The 14,640-nt window shown below is 66.0% G+C and carries 21 protein-coding genes and 1 pseudogene; 16 read left to right on the forward strand and 6 right to left on the reverse strand.

All coding sequences use genetic code 11. The features are described 5' to 3' along the window. Positions 1–94: 94 nt before the first annotated feature. The 6 genes and pseudogenes from N826_RS41315 to N826_RS29230 all read left to right on the forward strand — a co-directional run bounded on the left by N826_RS41315 (position 95) and on the right by N826_RS29230 (position 4,486). Positions 95–1,746 (forward strand): annotated as a pseudogene (locus N826_RS41315) (ISL3 family transposase). 246 nt (positions 1,747–1,992) lie between these two features. Further along, a complete protein-coding gene (locus N826_RS29210) occupies positions 1,993–2,286 on the forward strand; it encodes a hypothetical protein (protein ID WP_044434727.1) in 294 nt (97 codons plus the stop codon). A gap of 83 nt (positions 2,287–2,369) precedes the next feature. Beyond that, positions 2,370–2,699, forward strand: a complete 330-nt coding sequence (locus N826_RS29215; RefSeq protein ID WP_044434728.1) for a hypothetical protein — start codon at positions 2,370–2,372, stop codon at positions 2,697–2,699. 104 nt (positions 2,700–2,803) lie between these two features. After that, positions 2,804–3,325, forward strand: a complete 522-nt coding sequence (locus N826_RS29220) for a nuclease-related domain-containing protein (protein ID WP_044434730.1) — start codon at positions 2,804–2,806, stop codon at positions 3,323–3,325. A gap of 69 nt (positions 3,326–3,394) precedes the next feature. Then, on the forward strand, positions 3,395–3,652 hold the full coding sequence (locus N826_RS29225; RefSeq protein ID WP_147041032.1) for a hypothetical protein: 258 nt from the start codon (positions 3,395–3,397) through the stop codon (positions 3,650–3,652). 141 nt (positions 3,653–3,793) lie between these two features. Beyond that, entirely contained in the window at positions 3,794–4,486 is a 693-nt protein-coding gene (locus N826_RS29230; protein ID WP_044434735.1) for a hypothetical protein, read from the forward strand. Positions 4,487–5,044: 558 nt separating this feature from the next. On the opposite strand, the gene N826_RS29235 is transcribed toward N826_RS29230, so the two are convergent. After that, positions 5,045–5,263, reverse strand: coding sequence for a hypothetical protein (locus N826_RS29235; RefSeq protein ID WP_044434737.1), 219 nt, complete (start codon positions 5,261–5,263; stop codon positions 5,045–5,047). Between the two features lie 33 nt (positions 5,264–5,296). Here N826_RS29235 and N826_RS29240 point away from each other — a divergent pair, with 33 nt between their 5' ends. The 3 genes from N826_RS29240 to N826_RS29250 all read left to right on the forward strand — a co-directional run bounded on the left by N826_RS29240 (position 5,297) and on the right by N826_RS29250 (position 6,913). Further along, entirely contained in the window at positions 5,297–5,566 is a 270-nt protein-coding gene (locus tag N826_RS29240) for a hypothetical protein (RefSeq protein WP_044434740.1), read from the forward strand. A gap of 77 nt (positions 5,567–5,643) precedes the next feature. Next, a complete protein-coding gene (locus N826_RS29245) occupies positions 5,644–6,033 on the forward strand; it encodes a hypothetical protein (RefSeq protein WP_044434742.1) in 390 nt (129 codons plus the stop codon). A 211-nt stretch (positions 6,034–6,244) separates the two neighbouring features. Then, complete coding sequence (locus tag N826_RS29250; RefSeq protein WP_044434744.1) at positions 6,245–6,913, forward strand: hypothetical protein; 669 nt, start codon at positions 6,245–6,247, stop codon at positions 6,911–6,913. Between the two features lie 9 nt (positions 6,914–6,922). On the opposite strand, the gene N826_RS44440 is transcribed toward N826_RS29250, so the two are convergent. Next, positions 6,923–7,096, reverse strand: coding sequence for a hypothetical protein (locus tag N826_RS44440; protein ID WP_169789432.1), 174 nt, complete (start codon positions 7,094–7,096; stop codon positions 6,923–6,925). A gap of 138 nt (positions 7,097–7,234) precedes the next feature. Here N826_RS44440 and N826_RS29255 point away from each other — a divergent pair, with 138 nt between their 5' ends. From N826_RS29255 to N826_RS29275, 5 genes are all read left to right on the forward strand, one after another. Further along, positions 7,235–7,933 (forward strand): UvrD-helicase domain-containing protein, encoded by a 699-nt coding sequence (locus N826_RS29255; protein WP_044434747.1) that lies wholly within the window; start codon positions 7,235–7,237, stop codon positions 7,931–7,933. Between the two features lie 97 nt (positions 7,934–8,030). Further along, positions 8,031–8,678 carry a 3'-5' exonuclease gene (locus N826_RS29260; RefSeq protein ID WP_147041026.1) on the forward strand — a complete coding sequence of 216 codons (648 nt, stop codon included), beginning with the start codon at positions 8,031–8,033 and terminating at the stop codon, positions 8,676–8,678. A gap of 286 nt (positions 8,679–8,964) precedes the next feature. Then, positions 8,965–9,237: a hypothetical protein gene (locus N826_RS29265; RefSeq protein WP_044434751.1), complete on the forward strand. Its 273-nt coding sequence runs from the start codon at positions 8,965–8,967 to the stop codon at positions 9,235–9,237. Between the two features lie 77 nt (positions 9,238–9,314). Next, entirely contained in the window at positions 9,315–10,277 is a 963-nt protein-coding gene (locus N826_RS40645) for a hypothetical protein (RefSeq protein ID WP_147041025.1), read from the forward strand. Between the two features lie 3 nt (positions 10,278–10,280). Further along, positions 10,281–11,459 (forward strand): hypothetical protein, encoded by a 1,179-nt coding sequence (locus tag N826_RS29275; RefSeq protein WP_044434753.1) that lies wholly within the window; start codon positions 10,281–10,283, stop codon positions 11,457–11,459. Positions 11,460–11,615: 156 nt separating this feature from the next. On the opposite strand, the gene N826_RS43460 is transcribed toward N826_RS29275, so the two are convergent. The 4 genes from N826_RS43460 to N826_RS29290 all read right to left on the reverse strand — a co-directional run bounded on the left by N826_RS43460 (position 11,616) and on the right by N826_RS29290 (position 13,624). Continuing rightward, the gene (locus N826_RS43460; RefSeq protein WP_147041023.1) at positions 11,616–11,882 is read right to left on the reverse strand and encodes a hypothetical protein; all 267 of its coding nucleotides are present in this window, start codon (positions 11,880–11,882) and stop codon (positions 11,616–11,618) included. Next, positions 11,882–12,622: a hypothetical protein gene (locus N826_RS29280; protein WP_044434756.1), complete on the reverse strand. Its 741-nt coding sequence runs from the start codon at positions 12,620–12,622 to the stop codon at positions 11,882–11,884. Before N826_RS29280 ends, N826_RS43460 begins: the two co-directional genes overlap by 1 nt. A 234-nt stretch (positions 12,623–12,856) precedes the next feature. After that, the gene (locus tag N826_RS29285; protein ID WP_044434760.1) at positions 12,857–13,162 is read right to left on the reverse strand and encodes a hypothetical protein; all 306 of its coding nucleotides are present in this window, start codon (positions 13,160–13,162) and stop codon (positions 12,857–12,859) included. Between the two features lie 93 nt (positions 13,163–13,255). Next, positions 13,256–13,624, reverse strand: a complete 369-nt coding sequence (locus tag N826_RS29290; protein ID WP_044434762.1) for a hypothetical protein — start codon at positions 13,622–13,624, stop codon at positions 13,256–13,258. A gap of 204 nt (positions 13,625–13,828) precedes the next feature. On the opposite strand from N826_RS29290, the gene N826_RS29295 reads away from it, so the two are divergent. Then, a complete protein-coding gene (locus N826_RS29295; RefSeq protein WP_044434764.1) occupies positions 13,829–14,137 on the forward strand; it encodes a hypothetical protein in 309 nt (102 codons plus the stop codon). A gap of 5 nt (positions 14,138–14,142) precedes the next feature. Next, positions 14,143–14,604 (forward strand): hypothetical protein, encoded by a 462-nt coding sequence (locus N826_RS29300; RefSeq protein WP_044434766.1) that lies wholly within the window; start codon positions 14,143–14,145, stop codon positions 14,602–14,604. Positions 14,605–14,640 lie beyond the last annotated feature (36 nt).

Raw genomic sequence — 14,640 nt, forward strand, 5'->3', positions numbered from 1 at the left:
TTAGTGTGACCAACCGGTGGTAGCGGTGCCATCGGAATGCAGCCCGGTGCCGACGACAAGTGGGATTGCCATATGAGAGACATCCTCCACCATCCTGAGTTCGTGCTTGCACATTTCTCTGCATTCAATCGGCTTTCCTGACACTCTTGAGGTCCTTGAACAAATCGACCATGGCTTTTGCCGGATCACGTTGCGAGCGCAGCCAACAGCAAAGTCAGCTCGCTGCACCGCATGCCGAATTCCGTCGCGGCGGGTTCACGGCTTCTACTGGCGCAGCCTCGGCGACGTCGCCTGCTTCGGCCGCCCGATACTTCTGCTCATCCGGATCCGTCGCTTCCGCTGCACCATTCCCGAATGTCCACGGCGAACCTTCGCCGAGACCCTGCCCGGCGTTGCCCGCCTGCCGGCACGCCAGACGGACCGTCTGCGCTCTGTGCATCGGGCAATCGGCCTGGCGCTGAGCGGCAACCCCGGCGCCCGCCACGCCGCCACCCTGGGCGTGCCGATCAGCCGCTCGACGTTGCTGCACCGTGTCTGTTCCAGTGATGCCGACCCGATCCCACCGGTCAGGGTGCTCAGCGTCGATGATTGGGCCTGGCTCAAGGGCAGTAGCTACGGCACGATCCTGTGCGATCTCGAGCGTCGCCGGGTTATCGACCTGCTGCCTGACCGCAGTGCCGACCTCTGGCGGCGTGGCTGAAGGAGCATCCCACTGTCTCGGCGGTTGTCCGCGACCGCGCCGGCGCCTATGCCGACGGCGCCAGCCGGGGCGCTCCAAACGCCATACAAATTCTCGATCGCTGGCATCTGCTGCGCAACGGCAGCGACGCCCTGCGGAGCCCCCTCGATCAGCATCACCGCGAGTTGCGCGAGGCCGCCCGGGCGGCAGCACAACCAGCGGCTCCGGCAGCGATTGCGGAGGATCCGAAACCGGCTTCATCAGCAGAACGGTCGATGCGCACAACCGAGCGGCGGTCGCGGGCGGCGCAGGAACGCCGCGATGCCCGCTTCGCTGAAGTCGCCCGTCTGCGCGAGCAGGGTTTGTCGCTGAAAGCGATCGCCCAGACAATCGGCATCGAGCGCAGGACGGTACGCCGTTGGCTGAAAGCTGGTCATGCCCCGACATGGCGCCATGCCGATCGCGGTACCAGCATCCTCGATCCGTACAAAGCCTGGCTGGAAGAACGCTGGCAGAGCGGTTGCAACAACGCTGCAGCACTCTGGCGGGAACTCCGCGACCGGGGCTTTCCCGGGCAGTACACGGTTGTGCGGGATTGGGCGACACAGCGGCGACGCCAGGATCCACCTGCCGAACCAAAGCAGGGCCCCGGAAAACCGGCTTTAGGCAGGACCTCCGAGCCGCCGACACCGCGCCGGGCGGTTCGTCTTCTGACCAGCGAACCCGACAAACTCGGCGACGACGACCGCCGGTTCGTCACGGCCCTGCTGGAGCGCTCGCCCACCATCGCCACCGCCGTCGATCTCACCCGCCGCTTTGCAGCGATGGTGAAGGAGCAGGTGGCCAGTGCACTTAATTGTTGGTTGCAGCAGGCGGAAACCAGTGCCCTGGCATCGTTCGCAGCAGGCTTGCGCCGTGACGAGGACGCGCTCCGTGCTGCGCTGACCGAGCCCTGGAGCAATGGACAAGTCGAGGGTCAAGTCAACAGGCTCAAGGTCATCAAACGCGAAATGTACGGACGCGCCGGCTTTGAAGTCCTTCGCTGCAGGGTCCTCGCACATGCTTGACGCGAATGCTGTCTTGAATGGACACGCCTTGGTCATCCACACAAAACTTGGAAGAACCCAGATTCCGAAGCCGATTGACAGCCTAGAAGCGAGAGTCGAGCCTGGGCCTGCCGGTGGATGCGCCGGCCTCGGGCAGACTCTCAATTTTTCCAAGCAGCGGATATTCCCGAAATTCCAGGGGCTTGGTGGTTACGCCGTCCCGACTCACCTGATGTCGTAACGGTCACTCATTCAGGAGTTCGCGACATGTCCCGCCTTCTCACCCCGCTCTTCCCGCATCGTCGGGCGGAGATGGACAAACACATCCTCGCCACCGGCCTCAAGCCGGTTGCCGCCGACCTGGCCCGCGAACTGGAAGGCATGGTCGCCGATCAGCAAAGGATGTTCCTGGCCCTCAGCGCGCTCGAAGCCGTCCTCGGCGGTCTCTACGTCCGGATAGACCGCCTCGAGGCCGAACTTTCGGCCCTGGCGGCGGAAACCCGGTCCTTGAAGGTTGAGGATTCCGGCGAACCCGAAGACCTGGCGATCGACCAAACCTAGTAGCCGGCGCGGCGCCCGTCGCCGTCCACTGGCCGCTCCCGAACAGCTGCATCCGGCATATGCCGGCATGGGGGAGAACAGTCATGGAGTTATTCAGACCGTACGCACACTTGTCCAGAAGCGACCTTTCGCCGGTTTTCGACGAGCTCGACACGGACTGGCCTGACACCCGCGTCCCGACCACCGAGGGCGAGGCTGTCCTGTTCGGGATGCAGCGCCAGCGATCCCGCATGGGCCGCCTTATGGCGAGGATGTACCTGATCGAGCACGCCTGCGAGCGGTGGGTCGAGAAGCTGCTCGAGCGCGGGATACTCAGGCAGGGCGAGGTCAGGAGCGGCGGCGAGCTTGACCGCATCGCGGCGGCGCTAGAGCGGTTCCTGCGCACGCTGAAAAGCCGGAACGTCGGAGACTGACGCGCGGCACCGGAGACGGCGCCCGGCGCGGCGTCGGTCGAATTTGGGTATTTTCGCCGGTCGGACACACATGACCGGCGGATACCTTGATTCGGAGAAAAACAATGGACCCGCGCGCGATGCAGTCCTGGCTGCCCGATCCGGCCGCCACGATCGCGAGGATCGTCGATGCCGCTTCCGGCCTGCTGCCGGAAACCGGACGGTTTACCGGTTATCCGGCCTGGATTACGGGTTGCCCTGCGGTCCTGGGCGGCCTTGCCTGCCTGGCGGTCCTGGCGCTGGTCTTTCGGCAAAAATCTTCCCCGTCCGACGGAAAATGCGTCAGCGCCGCCTCGGCCGCCGATGCCGCCGGCGAGATCAGGGTTCTGAAGGCCCTACGGAAGCACGGTCTGAGCGTGATCCACGACTACTTCGCGCCGTTCAGGAGCGGCCAGAGCACCCAGATCGACCTGCTGATCAACCTGGGCGACCGCGTCTGCGTCGTCGAGGTCAAGAGCTGGGCCGGCACGATCACGACCTTCGGCCAGACACAGGGGCGCTGGGACGTGCGCTCGAAGAACGGCAGGACCAGCAGCTACGGCAACCCGATCCGCCAGAACGACACCCATGGCAATGGCACGGGGTAACAATCTCAATGAGGCAACAGCGACTATCGGGTAGCAATTTTAGTGAGGCAATGCGTCCGGCCATGCCAATTGTCGTTGCACAGCCCCCTGTCGGAGCGGTTTCCCGGGGTCGCCTTCGAGAGCGTCGTCTGCATGGCCGGCGGCGCGCGCTTCTCCGGCCCCGTTCCGCCGCGCGTCATGACGATCGCGCAGCTGGTCGAGCACGCGCGGCGAAGCGCCAAAACCGGCAGCCGGGCGGTCGATCTGGCCTGGGCGGTGATCGGGAAGGAACCCCGGAATGGCCATAAGGCGGAGCGTCGGGAGCACAGGACGCGCTACGGCTATTGAATTATCGGGTTATCGCCATTATCTATCCGTTGAGACGGGAAATTCGATGCCGGGACGAGGACCATGCTAAAAATATCTGAAAACAAGTCTCGGCGTTCACGCGACACCGCACTATGTCCTGGGGGCATCACTCACACAGCCTTGACGGCGGCGCTCCGGATCCGCCGTCATTTTTTTCGCCCTGGTCCCGAAAAACCGGCACTGGCCGCGGCGCTCCTGGCGTTCCTGCTGGGTGTAGCGCCGTGGGCCGGCCCGGCGTGGGCGGACTACGAGAAACTCTGCCTGGTGGGATCCGCCGAGGGCGGGCGCCTGGTCCTCAGCCTTCACGACCGCGTGGCGCCGGAAACGGTCGAGTCGGTGATCAGGGAGATCCGCCAGGCGGCCCTCGAGGGGCGCGACCTGACGCTGTCGCTCGACAGCGGCGGCGGCGACATCCTGGCGGCCCTCTTTCTCGAGAGCGAACTCCGCGCCGCGAGCGGCCGTATCCGGATCGAGACCCTTGTTCCGGCGGGCGGGCGCTGCATGAGCTCGTGCCTGATCGTCCTCTCGGCGGGGACGGAGCGGGTGGCCGCACCCGATGCCAGGCTGATGGCCCACGCGGCCCGGTCGAAAATCCTGATGCCGGACGGCCGGACCGTCAAGGGGTTGGCGATCCCGGCCTTCGACGCCGCCATGGAAACCTCGATCGGGCGGGCCGACCCCGCCTTCGCGGCCTGGCTCCGCGATACCGGCGTGCTCGCCGGCGACGACACCGAGTACCGGGCGACGGCCGCCGAGTTCGACCGCGCCTTCCCGGCCTTCCTTGATCTCTCGACCGACCGTCCGGCTGACTGAGTGGCTGGCTGGTCCGGCGGATGAAATCCGGATCAGTGCGGGTGGCGCGCCGCGCCGCCCCGCCCCGGACCGTGTTGGCGAACATCCAGTCGCCGACCATCTCGGAGAGCAGACTGAGCGCTTCCCCCGGCGGCGGATCGCGCAGCGGCCGGCCCAGCCTGAGGGTCCCGACGTCCGTCCGGACGAAATCGTCGCCGTCGAGCACGCCGCTCCGCCAGGCCCGGGTTTCGGACCGCCCCATTCCCTCACCTGCCCGATCACGGCGCGGGATCCCGACGGCATCTCGACGACCAGGAAATCCTCGAAGGTTTCCTGACCGGCCTGGAAGTTCTCACGGCCGGACCGTTCGGTCCTTTCCATATTTTCTTCTCCATAGCGGATCGGCTTCGGTTGAATTGGGTCCTGTCCGGGCTTTGCGTTCACCGCCGCTCGCGGCATCTGTTTTCGGGATGAAACCCGATCCACAGGGCCCGGTCGGCCCGTCCGCGATTTAATTGCGTATCATCTCAATAAAAAAGGATAAACTCTCTTGGTTCAGGCGAGATTAACTCATATCTGTTATTCCATAAGGATAGACCCCTCAAGCGCGCCCGCGCCCAGCCAGGAGAAGATGATGAATTCCCCCGTCCGTCCCAACTTCTTCGCGAAACCGTCCGCGGCGACGCCATCGACACCGATCTCCTGCTGTCGCGCATCAGCGCCGGCCGGCGCGCCTATCCGAGCCACCGCAACGGCGCCCACGCCGTCAAGCGGGTCGGCGACCACTACCGCGTCCATTTCGACGCCATCGACTACCGCCGCTGCTGCGACATGATCAGGGACCTGCTGCGCGACATCGATGGCCCGATGCGCCACGTCGTCGATTTCTACGGGCTCCAGGCGACCGGCCGCAGCCTGTTCCGGATTTTCTACTGCGGCATGTTCCTCGACGCCGTCTACGACATGGGCGTCGGCGTGATCGTGACGTTCCTGCCGCCCGACACCTTCCGCTGGACCGATCGATCCCGGAGCAACGTCGTGAGGCTGCGCCGCCCGTCGCCGGACGTTCGGCGGAGCACCGGGATCGCCCTGGCGGCCTGACCGCGACACCCCGATCGAGCGGCATCTCAAGTCTCGGAACCCCAATATCCAATCAGCCCGAAAAAGGAAAACCCAGGATGTCCACTTCCCTCACGACTGGCCTGTTCCAGTCAGCGGCATCCCTGGCGATCCTCGAGGAGTTCCTGGAACCGTCGGCGAGTCCCCGGAAGGTTCCCGTCAATGCCCGCGCCATCGTGGCGCTATCCGCCGACCGGCTGATCGGGTTCTGCCGCCGCGTAGCGGGCGGCGCCCACCGGGATACCGTCGTGGCGGGCGACGACTGTTACGCCGTCTGGACCGCCACCGACGTCGCAGGCTGGAGCCTGGTCGTGATCGGCCATGTCGGGTTCCGGGGTGGCCGTCCCGAACTCCGTCACGCCGAGTATCACCTGCCCGGCGCCGCCGCCAACCGGCTGTACCGGATGGGCAAGCGTCTCGACCGCGTGCGGGAAATCTGCGGGGTTTGAGTATGCCGAACCCAAGTATTCCGGCGCACGGCCTCATGGAGCGGAATGGCCGGATCAAATAATTGAAGGAGAGAGCGTCCAGTTCTGTTTTATTTCGTGATCTCATATCACGAAACTCCGATTTGCGAAATATTTTGCCCGGCCCGTTACGCGATCCGTGATCGCCAATCACCTTACCGGTATTCAAAATCGGAACCGATGAGGCCAGGACATGCACGGCGATTTAACCCTGAAAACCAAAAACCTGGAACTGATCGGCCGGAGCGGCCGAATCGATTGGAACGGACGTCCCGCCTTTCTCTGCCTGGGCCTCGCGTTCGCGGCCATTCTCGGCCTGGTTATGGCGGCGACACGCGACTTGCGGCCGTTCGACGTCGAGGCGCTCAGCATCCTACTCTTCCCTTCGGCTGCAATCACCGGGCTGTTCTTCTCGGTAATGGCGGTCCTGCTGTTCCTGCGCCTTGACAATACCGGACGGGGCGCCGTCCTGCCCGCGCTGGCCCTTGCCACCACCACTCTCGGCCTCACCCTTATCTTCAACGCCGGGGATCTCGGCTGGGGCTGGGGCTGGGGCTGTCTCTGCGCGTCTCAGTCCTGGCTTGTCACGAAGACGGTCACGCTGGCCCTGGCGCTGGCCTGCCTGCTGATGACGGCTGGATTTTTCATCCTGGCGGCGGTACTGCCGGCCGCGTCCAGATCATCTGCGGGGCACGGCGCCGAAACCGTCCGCCCGCGCTGGATGCCGGTCCTCGTCGCCCTGATGTGCGCCGGGTCGATCGCCGCCGGCGCCGCCGAGGGATACCGCCGTCATACGATCATTACCGGGTACAACGCCCCATCCCAGGACGGCGCGACCTTCCAGGGCGTCGAAATCCCCTGAGCGGCTCCCTCAGGACCCGCAGCCGGGATGACGGGCGCCGCACCGCGTCCGCTTCATCCGGCGCCACTCGCGCGCCAGCCTCGCGTAGCCGATCGCGTAGTAGGAGCAGCCGATGGCGCCGAGGACCGTCATCAGTATCCCGATGATCCCGAGCGGTATCGCCAGTACGTCACCGAGCAGCATGACGGTCTCCGCAGGTTATTCGACGCCCCGATCATGGGGCCGGCCGGCGGAACGATCAAGTCCTCTTCGCCGTTTTCGCGGACCGGCCCCATATCCCGCCTGAAGCCCGGCCAATCTAGCCGGCCCGGAGCGACAGCCATGGCCCTGACCCCCACCTATTCCCACGGGATGCCCGCGCCCGGCGGCGAGGCCGCTGGCCTGATCGCCGGCCCCGGCACCGCGATCGTCGTCTACGGCGATCCCGACCTCGACCGGATGAGGAGCGTGATACGGCGCGGCGAGGCCGTGTCCGCGCTGATCGACGGCCTGGTCAGGCCGATCGGATCCTTCGCCCGGGGAACCCTGAACCGGCTGTCCGGGTCCGACCGCGTCCTGGCCGTCCGCTTCGAGGACGGCATGCCCGTGTCGCTGAGGGACGTTCCGGTGGCGGGGCGCTCGCCCTTCGCCGCGAGACCGGCCGGAGCGGCGGAACTCGACCGCGCCGTGATGGACATGGCCGACTACCGCGCCAATGGGACAAAAACCTCCCACGATTTCTATCTTAAGCTCTTCGAACTCGACACCGGGGCGATCCGCCAGGCGCTGGTGGGCGTCGATTACATGCTGCTCGACGAGGCTCAGGACCTGAATCCGGTGATGAGATCGATCGCGGTCAAGTCCAGCAAAAAGGTCATCGCGGTCGGCGACAGTTTTCAGCAGATCTACAGCTTTCGTGGAGCCGAGGACGCGCTCAACCTGCTGCCGGGCAAGTGCTATCCTCTCAGCAAATACTTCGTTTCGGCCAGCAGATCGCCGACATCGCCTGGAGGATACTGGAGACCAGGCCGGGCAGCCTGAACGGCATGCCGAAGATCCTGGGCACCGACCGGGCGTTCACGGTGGTCAAGGTGGGACCCGTCCCGGCCAAGACCATGATCTGCAGACCAACGCCGGCGTGTTGAAGGTCGCGTCCGAGGCCGCCGGCCGGGGCAAAAAGGTCTTCGTGATCGGCGGCTTCGACGGTGTTTCGACCGAGATCGAATCGGCGCTCGCCCTCAAGCGCGGCATGGCGCACGAGGTCAAGTCGGACAATCTCAAGCGGTTCCAATCCTGGTCTGACCTCGTCGAGGAAGCAAAGATCGACAGTTCGCTGAAGCGGCTGGTCGAGGCGGTTTCCGATGGCGGCGCACTGTCGGATATCAATGCGGTCCGCCGCCGGATCGTCACATCCGAAGCCTCGGCCGACGTCATCTTCTCGACGGTGCACAAGGCTAAGGGCATGGAGTGGCCCAAGGTCGAGCTCGGCGACGATTTCAGCGATCCGGCCGTCCTCTACGCCGTCGCGAAGCGGTCCGGCATCGACCCGACGGAATTCCGGGAAGAGTGGCACATCCTGTACGTCGCGGCGACGCGCGCGATCTCCCAGCTGCGCCTGCCGGACGCTCTGTACAAGGCATTCGTCACCGGCAAGAAGCCGCCGATCGTCGAGGTCCGGCGCGGATCGGCGCGGGAAGACGCAGAAAGCCCCGCCACTTCGGACGAGGGCTTCGACATCTTCGGCGAGGTGCCGAGATCCGTCCAGGTCTTCCGCCGCCCCCGGTAGCGCGGCGCCCGCGGCGCCTGGAATGCAGTACCGCTCCGCACCACGATGACTTGGCAAGTCATCATAGGGCCAGCCATGAACCTGTGCCTTACCGCATAAGTACACAGATGTGTGTACTTCTTGCCGGTTTTCAGATTATTGACCGCTATCCCGCCGAATAGTCGTAAAAACCTTGGGTCATGTTCCCCTGCCGTCGGGTCAACCGCTCTTTCACATGGGATTCGGCGCATCCATTTATCCGTCCAGCGCGATGCCTGCGCCGAATATGCGTGATAAGGCCCTTCTAATGACCAGCACTCTCTTGTTTTACGGAGAATTTCCAGAGAAGACCGCCGGACTTACCGTCTGGCTGTCCGACGGCATCAAGGATGTGCCGGTCACGCTGAAGGGATCCGCCGCCGGCCGCGCGCCCGCCGCGGGGAAAATCGCAATTGAATCCGGGAACTTCCCGGTCGATCCGGGAAAATCCCGGGAGGTAGAGCCGCTGCGGCCGCTTCCCTGGCCGCCGGCGTCAATTGATGAAAACATTTTCACTATTATTTTCATCATACCGCTCTAAATCGGTATTGCGCGCGCCCCTGGTCGGTATAACATGACGGTCAACGAATTGATCGTCAGGGACCAGGATCGGCCAAAATGGCAACAGCGACCGCGAGAAATCAGGAAACCACCGCCCGCATGCGTCCGAAGGGGCGGCCCAGGAACGACGGCCTGCCGCCGGGAACGGTGCCCATGGTTGTGTTCATCTCGCCCGAGACCGGAGAGATCGTGCCGCGGCCCCGCGGCAGGCCCAGCAATTTTTTCCTGAACGCGCACCGCCAGATCGAGGTGCCGCCCGGCAAGGATCCCGAAACCCATGTCCGCGAGATACTGAGCGGCGAGAAGGCTCCGGCCCGGGGGAAGAAGGCTTCCAAGCCGGCCGCTCCGGCACCGGTACTGCCGGCACCTGTTCCGACGCCCGCGCCGGCGGCGGCCGAGGCTGCGCCCAAGTCTGAGAAGAAGCTGTTCGGCGCCGCCCTGGCGTCGCGTCAGCGCGCCGAGGCCAAGGCCGCGGCCGAGGCGGCGCAGGCGGCAACCCCGGTCCGGGCCGAGACCGCGCAGGAACTCCCGGCACCCCGGGAAGCCGCTCCCCCGCCGGCGCCCGTCCAGTCAGAGCCCGTCCAGGCTTCCCCCGTCAAGGCCGCGCCCGAGACGAAGGCGCCGGTCGCTCCGGCACCCGAGCGGAGCGCCGCCGTCAAAAGCGCCGCCGATCTGGCGCGCGAGGCGATCGCGAAGGTGCCGAGCTTCATCTCGACCTCGGTCGGCCGGTTTGCCGAGGAAGCGGCGCAGAACGTCCAGGGGGCCGCGGCGCAGCTGATGGCCGAGAGCTCGGCGAGCGAGGGCGAGACGCACGACCAGCACATCGCGTTTCTGCGCGCACGGGTCGAGGACCTCGCCCGCCAGCGCGACGCCTGGCGCCACGCCTATATCGAGGAATGCGCGCTCCACCAGCAGGAAACCGACCGCCTGAGCGCCGCCTTCGAGGCGCTGTTCGAGAATTCCGAGCGCGACCGCCGGGCTTTCCGCGACGAGCTGGCGCTCGCGTTCAGAAAGGACTGACCGATGCGCCGCAGGGGACAGCCAGAGTTCGAGGTCGTGCGCGTCAGGACGCGCCGGCCGATCCTGACGCTTCAGGGTCTTTCCGGGGAAAGGGCGCCTTCCTCTGAGACGCCGGACGCCGCGCGGGGGCGGAACCAGGACAAACCGGAAACCGGTGCCGCGGCGCCGAGCCGTACCGCCCAGGGCGCATCCGTCCAGGATCGCGGCGTTGCATCACCGGAGCGCCGGTCGGCAATGGATGTCGAGTCCGGCGCTTCCGCCAAATCCACCCTGTGGGGATCGTTCGATCTCGGCCGTTTGATGGCCGAGGCGGAAGAGCATTACGCGACCGTGGCTCCGCCCGCACCGGCAGCGCCGGCACCGCGCGCCGGGTACGGCCAAGCCGGAAGATCGGCGGCACCGCGTCCCGTTCCGGCGAGGATCGTTCCGGACGAAGCCATTACAGAAGCGGCCGCGCCGGCGGCACCGGAGATCACGGTGCCGGACCTTTCGGTCCCGGATACTCCGGTACCGGTCCTGCCCGAGCCCGAGCAGCCCGCTCCGGGCGCGATCGGCCTGGACGAGAGCGATCGGGCCCGGACCGAAGCACAGGGGATGGAACCTGTCGCCGCGGAAACCGAGAGGACCGACACGGAACGATCCGCGGCAACTCCGGCGATCGATGCCGAGCGTCCGTCGGACGCCGAGCTGATGGAAGCCTCGAGACGCCGCAGGGCCGGCAGGGGACGGCCGTCCCAGAAGTCCGCGTCCCGTCCGCCACCGACGAAGCGCGCGAAGCCGGCATCGTCCCGACGCCAGGCCCAGGGCCATTCCGTGGCCAAACGGAACGCCGGTGCCGATACCCACGCGCGGGATCCCCTGACGCTGGAGCTCCCCTTCCCAGCGCCGGCCACCCCGTCCGCCCAGGGTCCGTCGGCGTCCGAAGCAGCGATGCGGCCGGTCTCGTCCGCCGCTCCCAAAAACCCCTCGACCTCACCGGAAAAGGCCCGGTCGAAGGACATTACGTCCGAGCAGGCGGCCGAGATCGAGCGGCTGATGCGCGAGATCGCCTGGGCCGAAGCCGAGCGCGAGGCGGCGGTCCGGCTGGTGGTCGAGGTCAGGAAAGCCAATGCCCGCATGCGGCGGGGCATGATCTTCTCGATCGTCCGGGCGGCGGGAAGCCTGGGTGTTCCGCATTCCTGACCGGCCGTCCCGGGCGAGGCCCCTGCCATATACCGAAGCATGTATGGTCCCGGCTGGGCCCGGACCTAAATGCTGTGCCGGGTCTTTTCCCGGTTTCCATGATTTCCGGGGTTTAAGGTAAACTGAAAAGGGCTGCGGCGTCATGCTGCGGCCCTTTTACTTTTCCGTCCCGATAACCTTTCGCCGCGATGGCGTCGTCAGGGATGCCGGGGCGGCAATTCCAGATCGGTTGGATTTTCTTGGATCACTTGGCAGAACCGCAGGTGATCGTCCGCCGTGCCCTGGGGAAAACATCAGCGCCAGACGCTCCAGATAAGCCACCGTGGCGGCGTCCGAGCCCGCCAGCAGGCCGAGAGGGTCTCCCGGGACGCGGGCGCCCAGGATGTTGGGGTCCCGGTCGGGAAAGGAGTCGGTATCGTCCATCAGTCAGCGCCTTCCCGCTCCCGAGGCGCGCACCCCGGCCCCTCGACGCCCATCCGGGCCAGAGAGAAGCTCTTGCCAGAGCCGGCCGAGCCGGACAGGACGACGACGCCCTTCTTCCGGGATCCCGTGGCGGGGGACGGAGAATCCGCGACTGCGAAGCCGGACCCTTTTTCGATGATGCCGGTCATTTTGGCATCCTTTTCCTCGATGAGCGGCAGATGGATCACGTGTTCGGATCTTTGGAAGGTCAGTCGGATGGCGTCGCCGACCCAGAAGCCCGCCTGGCGGAAAGCGGCCCCGAGGCCGAACAGGACGGTCGGACGGGCGAAGGCGTCGCCGAACCGGACGGGCCAGGCGCCGGCCATTGCGGGATCCCGGATCGCCGCCGGGATGTTCACGACGCTGTTCTCGAGGGTCGAGCGATTGAGCTTGGAGGCGGCCCACGGAATGCCCTGGAAGACACCGGAAGACAGCGTCACCTTGGCCTGCGCCTTGGGAGATGCCGGTTCGGGATCCGCCGGGACGTCCGCGCCGGCGGGGCGGCCGATCAGCGCGATATACCTGACGGAGCCCCGGTCCTTGCCGGCGCGGTCGATGACTGGCGAGTAGCTGAGCAGGACCGACACCGTGCCGTATGCCATGCCGCCGGACACCAGGGTCTCGATCAGGGCGTTGCGCTCGACCGGTGCGCCGGCGCGGCCCAGCACGCGGTACAGGGCCAGCTCGGTGTCGGACAGCATCTCCTCGGCGGTAAGACCGTCGCGGGCGCGGACGGTGTCGCCCTCGATCTCGAGATGATCGCGCAGGTGGTGGACGATCTACCGCGTCAGCGCCGCCGTCAGGCCGATGCGCGCGTATTTCGACAGGCCGGTGACGGCGGCGGTGAGATCGCCGAGCACCAGCTCGCGCGCGACCGACATGATCTTCAGGATCGTGGAGCCGAGATGATTGCGGCGGCCGTTCAGCGGATTAATCTAGAAATACCGGCACTCGGAGCCGGCGCCGAGCGAGGCGTCGCCGGTCAGGAGCGCCATTTTACCGCCATCCAGGTCCTGGCGGCTGGCCATGCGGGCGATGACGCCGGACGCAAGCGATTCGATGTCCCGGACGGTGGGACTCGTCACGGTCCGGTCCGATTTGTAGGCTGCGATCACGGCGTCGATCGAGGTCAGCCCGTGCCTGGAGACCAGGTCGGTCGCGATCCTGGCGATCTCGATCGCCCCGAGAACCTCGGAGCGCTTACCGACGAGCGTGAAGCCGTTCGGACCCTCGACCGGCATGTGGACGATCTGGTGGGGGAGCGCGAACAGGTCGGTGGCGTCCAGGATGCCCTGGACCGTGAAGTCCTTCTCGGTCAGGCCGGATATCTCGAGCTAGAAACAGGCCTCGCCGAACGTCATCGGATTTTCCCGCTCGAGCGATTCGAGCGCCTGGACCAGTCCGGCCGGGCGGCGGCCCGAGGCCTGGCAGTTCCGGGATATCCTGACCCAGAGCTGGCGCACGCGCTCGTCCGTCAGCCCCTCGGCGCGGGCGACTTCCGTCAGCGACGGCCTGGGGCAGCGCAGCATGGCGCCGACGATCCGCAGGTCGCGCTCGAGATTTTGGGTTTTCCCGGCCGCGCCATCGACCAGGGCGGCGCCGACGGCGCCCATCAAGCTGGCCGGAAGCGGCTCCTGGTCCTCGCAGTCCCGGATCTCCTGATCGGGGGTGTCGATCTCGTCAGCGGCGGGTGAACGGGGCATGATTGATCTTTCCGACATGTTTTTCCGATTTTCAGGCTCGGCCGACATTCTATCATATCGGATTAGCCAATTAGATTTATAGATGAGTCGCGAATTTGATTATTAAATAGCGCCGCCCAATTTTTCCCGGTTGGCCTGGATTTATCGATTTACCGGGCTCATCTATGAAGGGAATTCCCAGAGATATCCGTAAGGAATATTCACATGCACGACATGATCGTCAACCCCGCCACCGGCCTTCGCCTGGTCTACGACACCCCGGACCTTGACCGCGTCGAGGCCGTCAGCGTCTGCGCCGACACCGGCAGCGTCCTGGCCCGCATGAGCGGCGGCATGACCCGCATCCTGGGATCGCTGGAAAAATCGCTCCTCAACGTCCTGATCCGGTCGCGCTCGACCGAGGTCGAGATGACCCGGATGGACGGCTTCTCGGTCGCGTATTACGGATTTTCGCCACTGGTGCTGCGCGACCGCACGGCGCCGCACATGCCGCTCGCCAAGTTCAGGGCCTGACCGCCGTGCCGGCCGCCCCTGGCGACTGGCGGTCCGCCTGCGCCGACGCGTTCGACGTCCATGCCCGCCTGTTCGGGTCGGGCCCGTTCGACCCCTATGCCGCCGCTGACTGGCGCGCCCAGCTCCGCGCCGTCCGGGAAAAACTAAAGAATTCGGTCCTGCCGTCCAGCGCCGACCTGCCGGAAGATCCTTCTTCGTTCCAGCCGGCGTCCGCCGACGTCTGCCATGTAAGGGAGTGCGGTCCCGCCGCCGATGCGGACGGCCGGACCCTGCGGCCCTGGCAGCGCCTGATCTGCCTGACCTATCCCCGGACCTTCGCCGCCGTCGGATCGCTCCGCGGGAGCCGAGGCATTCCCGAGGCCCTGGCCGAGGTCATGAGGATCTCCGGCAGGACCACGCGGATCGACCTCGTCCGCCTTGGCGAGATCGAGGAAACGGTGGCCGAGCACGACTGCGGCCGGATCTGACGAGCTTGACGAGGAAAACACCCGGCATGGACAGGA

The organism is Skermanella aerolata KACC 11604 (assembly GCF_000936425.1).
Lineage (GTDB): Bacteria > Pseudomonadota > Alphaproteobacteria > Azospirillales > Azospirillaceae > Skermanella > Skermanella aerolata.

What these genes read in the sequence shown, in the direction of transcription:
- N826_RS29275 (WP_044434753.1), top strand. Translation starts at nt 10,281, where the DNA reads ATGCGCCGCAGGGGACAGCCAGAGTTCGAGGTCGTGCGCGTCAGGACG.
- N826_RS29295 (WP_044434764.1), top strand. Translation starts at nt 13,829, where the DNA reads ATGCACGACATGATCGTCAACCCCGCCACCGGCCTTCGCCTGGTCTAC.
- N826_RS29250 (WP_044434744.1), top strand. Translation starts at nt 6,245, where the DNA reads ATGCACGGCGATTTAACCCTGAAAACCAAAAACCTGGAACTGATCGGC.
- N826_RS29240 (WP_044434740.1), top strand. Translation starts at nt 5,297, where the DNA reads ATGATCAGGGACCTGCTGCGCGACATCGATGGCCCGATGCGCCACGTC.
- N826_RS29220 (WP_044434730.1), top strand. Translation starts at nt 2,804, where the DNA reads ATGGACCCGCGCGCGATGCAGTCCTGGCTGCCCGATCCGGCCGCCACG.
- N826_RS29255 (WP_044434747.1), top strand. Translation starts at nt 7,235, where the DNA reads ATGGCCCTGACCCCCACCTATTCCCACGGGATGCCCGCGCCCGGCGGC.
- N826_RS44440 (WP_169789432.1), bottom strand. Translation starts at nt 7,096, where the DNA reads ATGCTGCTCGGTGACGTACTGGCGATACCGCTCGGGATCATCGGGATA.
- N826_RS29280 (WP_044434756.1), bottom strand. Translation starts at nt 12,622, where the DNA reads ATGCTGTCCGACACCGAGCTGGCCCTGTACCGCGTGCTGGGCCGCGCC.
- N826_RS29245 (WP_044434742.1), top strand. Translation starts at nt 5,644, where the DNA reads ATGTCCACTTCCCTCACGACTGGCCTGTTCCAGTCAGCGGCATCCCTG.
- N826_RS29215 (WP_044434728.1), top strand. Translation starts at nt 2,370, where the DNA reads ATGGAGTTATTCAGACCGTACGCACACTTGTCCAGAAGCGACCTTTCG.
- N826_RS43460 (WP_147041023.1), bottom strand. Translation starts at nt 11,882, where the DNA reads ATGGACGATACCGACTCCTTTCCCGACCGGGACCCCAACATCCTGGGC.
- N826_RS29265 (WP_044434751.1), top strand. Translation starts at nt 8,965, where the DNA reads ATGACCAGCACTCTCTTGTTTTACGGAGAATTTCCAGAGAAGACCGCC.
- N826_RS29285 (WP_044434760.1), bottom strand. Translation starts at nt 13,162, where the DNA reads ATGCCGGTCGAGGGTCCGAACGGCTTCACGCTCGTCGGTAAGCGCTCC.
- N826_RS40645 (WP_147041025.1), top strand. Translation starts at nt 9,315, where the DNA reads ATGGCAACAGCGACCGCGAGAAATCAGGAAACCACCGCCCGCATGCGT.
- N826_RS29235 (WP_044434737.1), bottom strand. Translation starts at nt 5,263, where the DNA reads ATGGACGCGGTAGTGGTCGCCGACCCGCTTGACGGCGTGGGCGCCGTT.
- N826_RS29210 (WP_044434727.1), top strand. Translation starts at nt 1,993, where the DNA reads ATGTCCCGCCTTCTCACCCCGCTCTTCCCGCATCGTCGGGCGGAGATG.
- N826_RS29290 (WP_044434762.1), bottom strand. Translation starts at nt 13,624, where the DNA reads ATGCCCCGTTCACCCGCCGCTGACGAGATCGACACCCCCGATCAGGAG.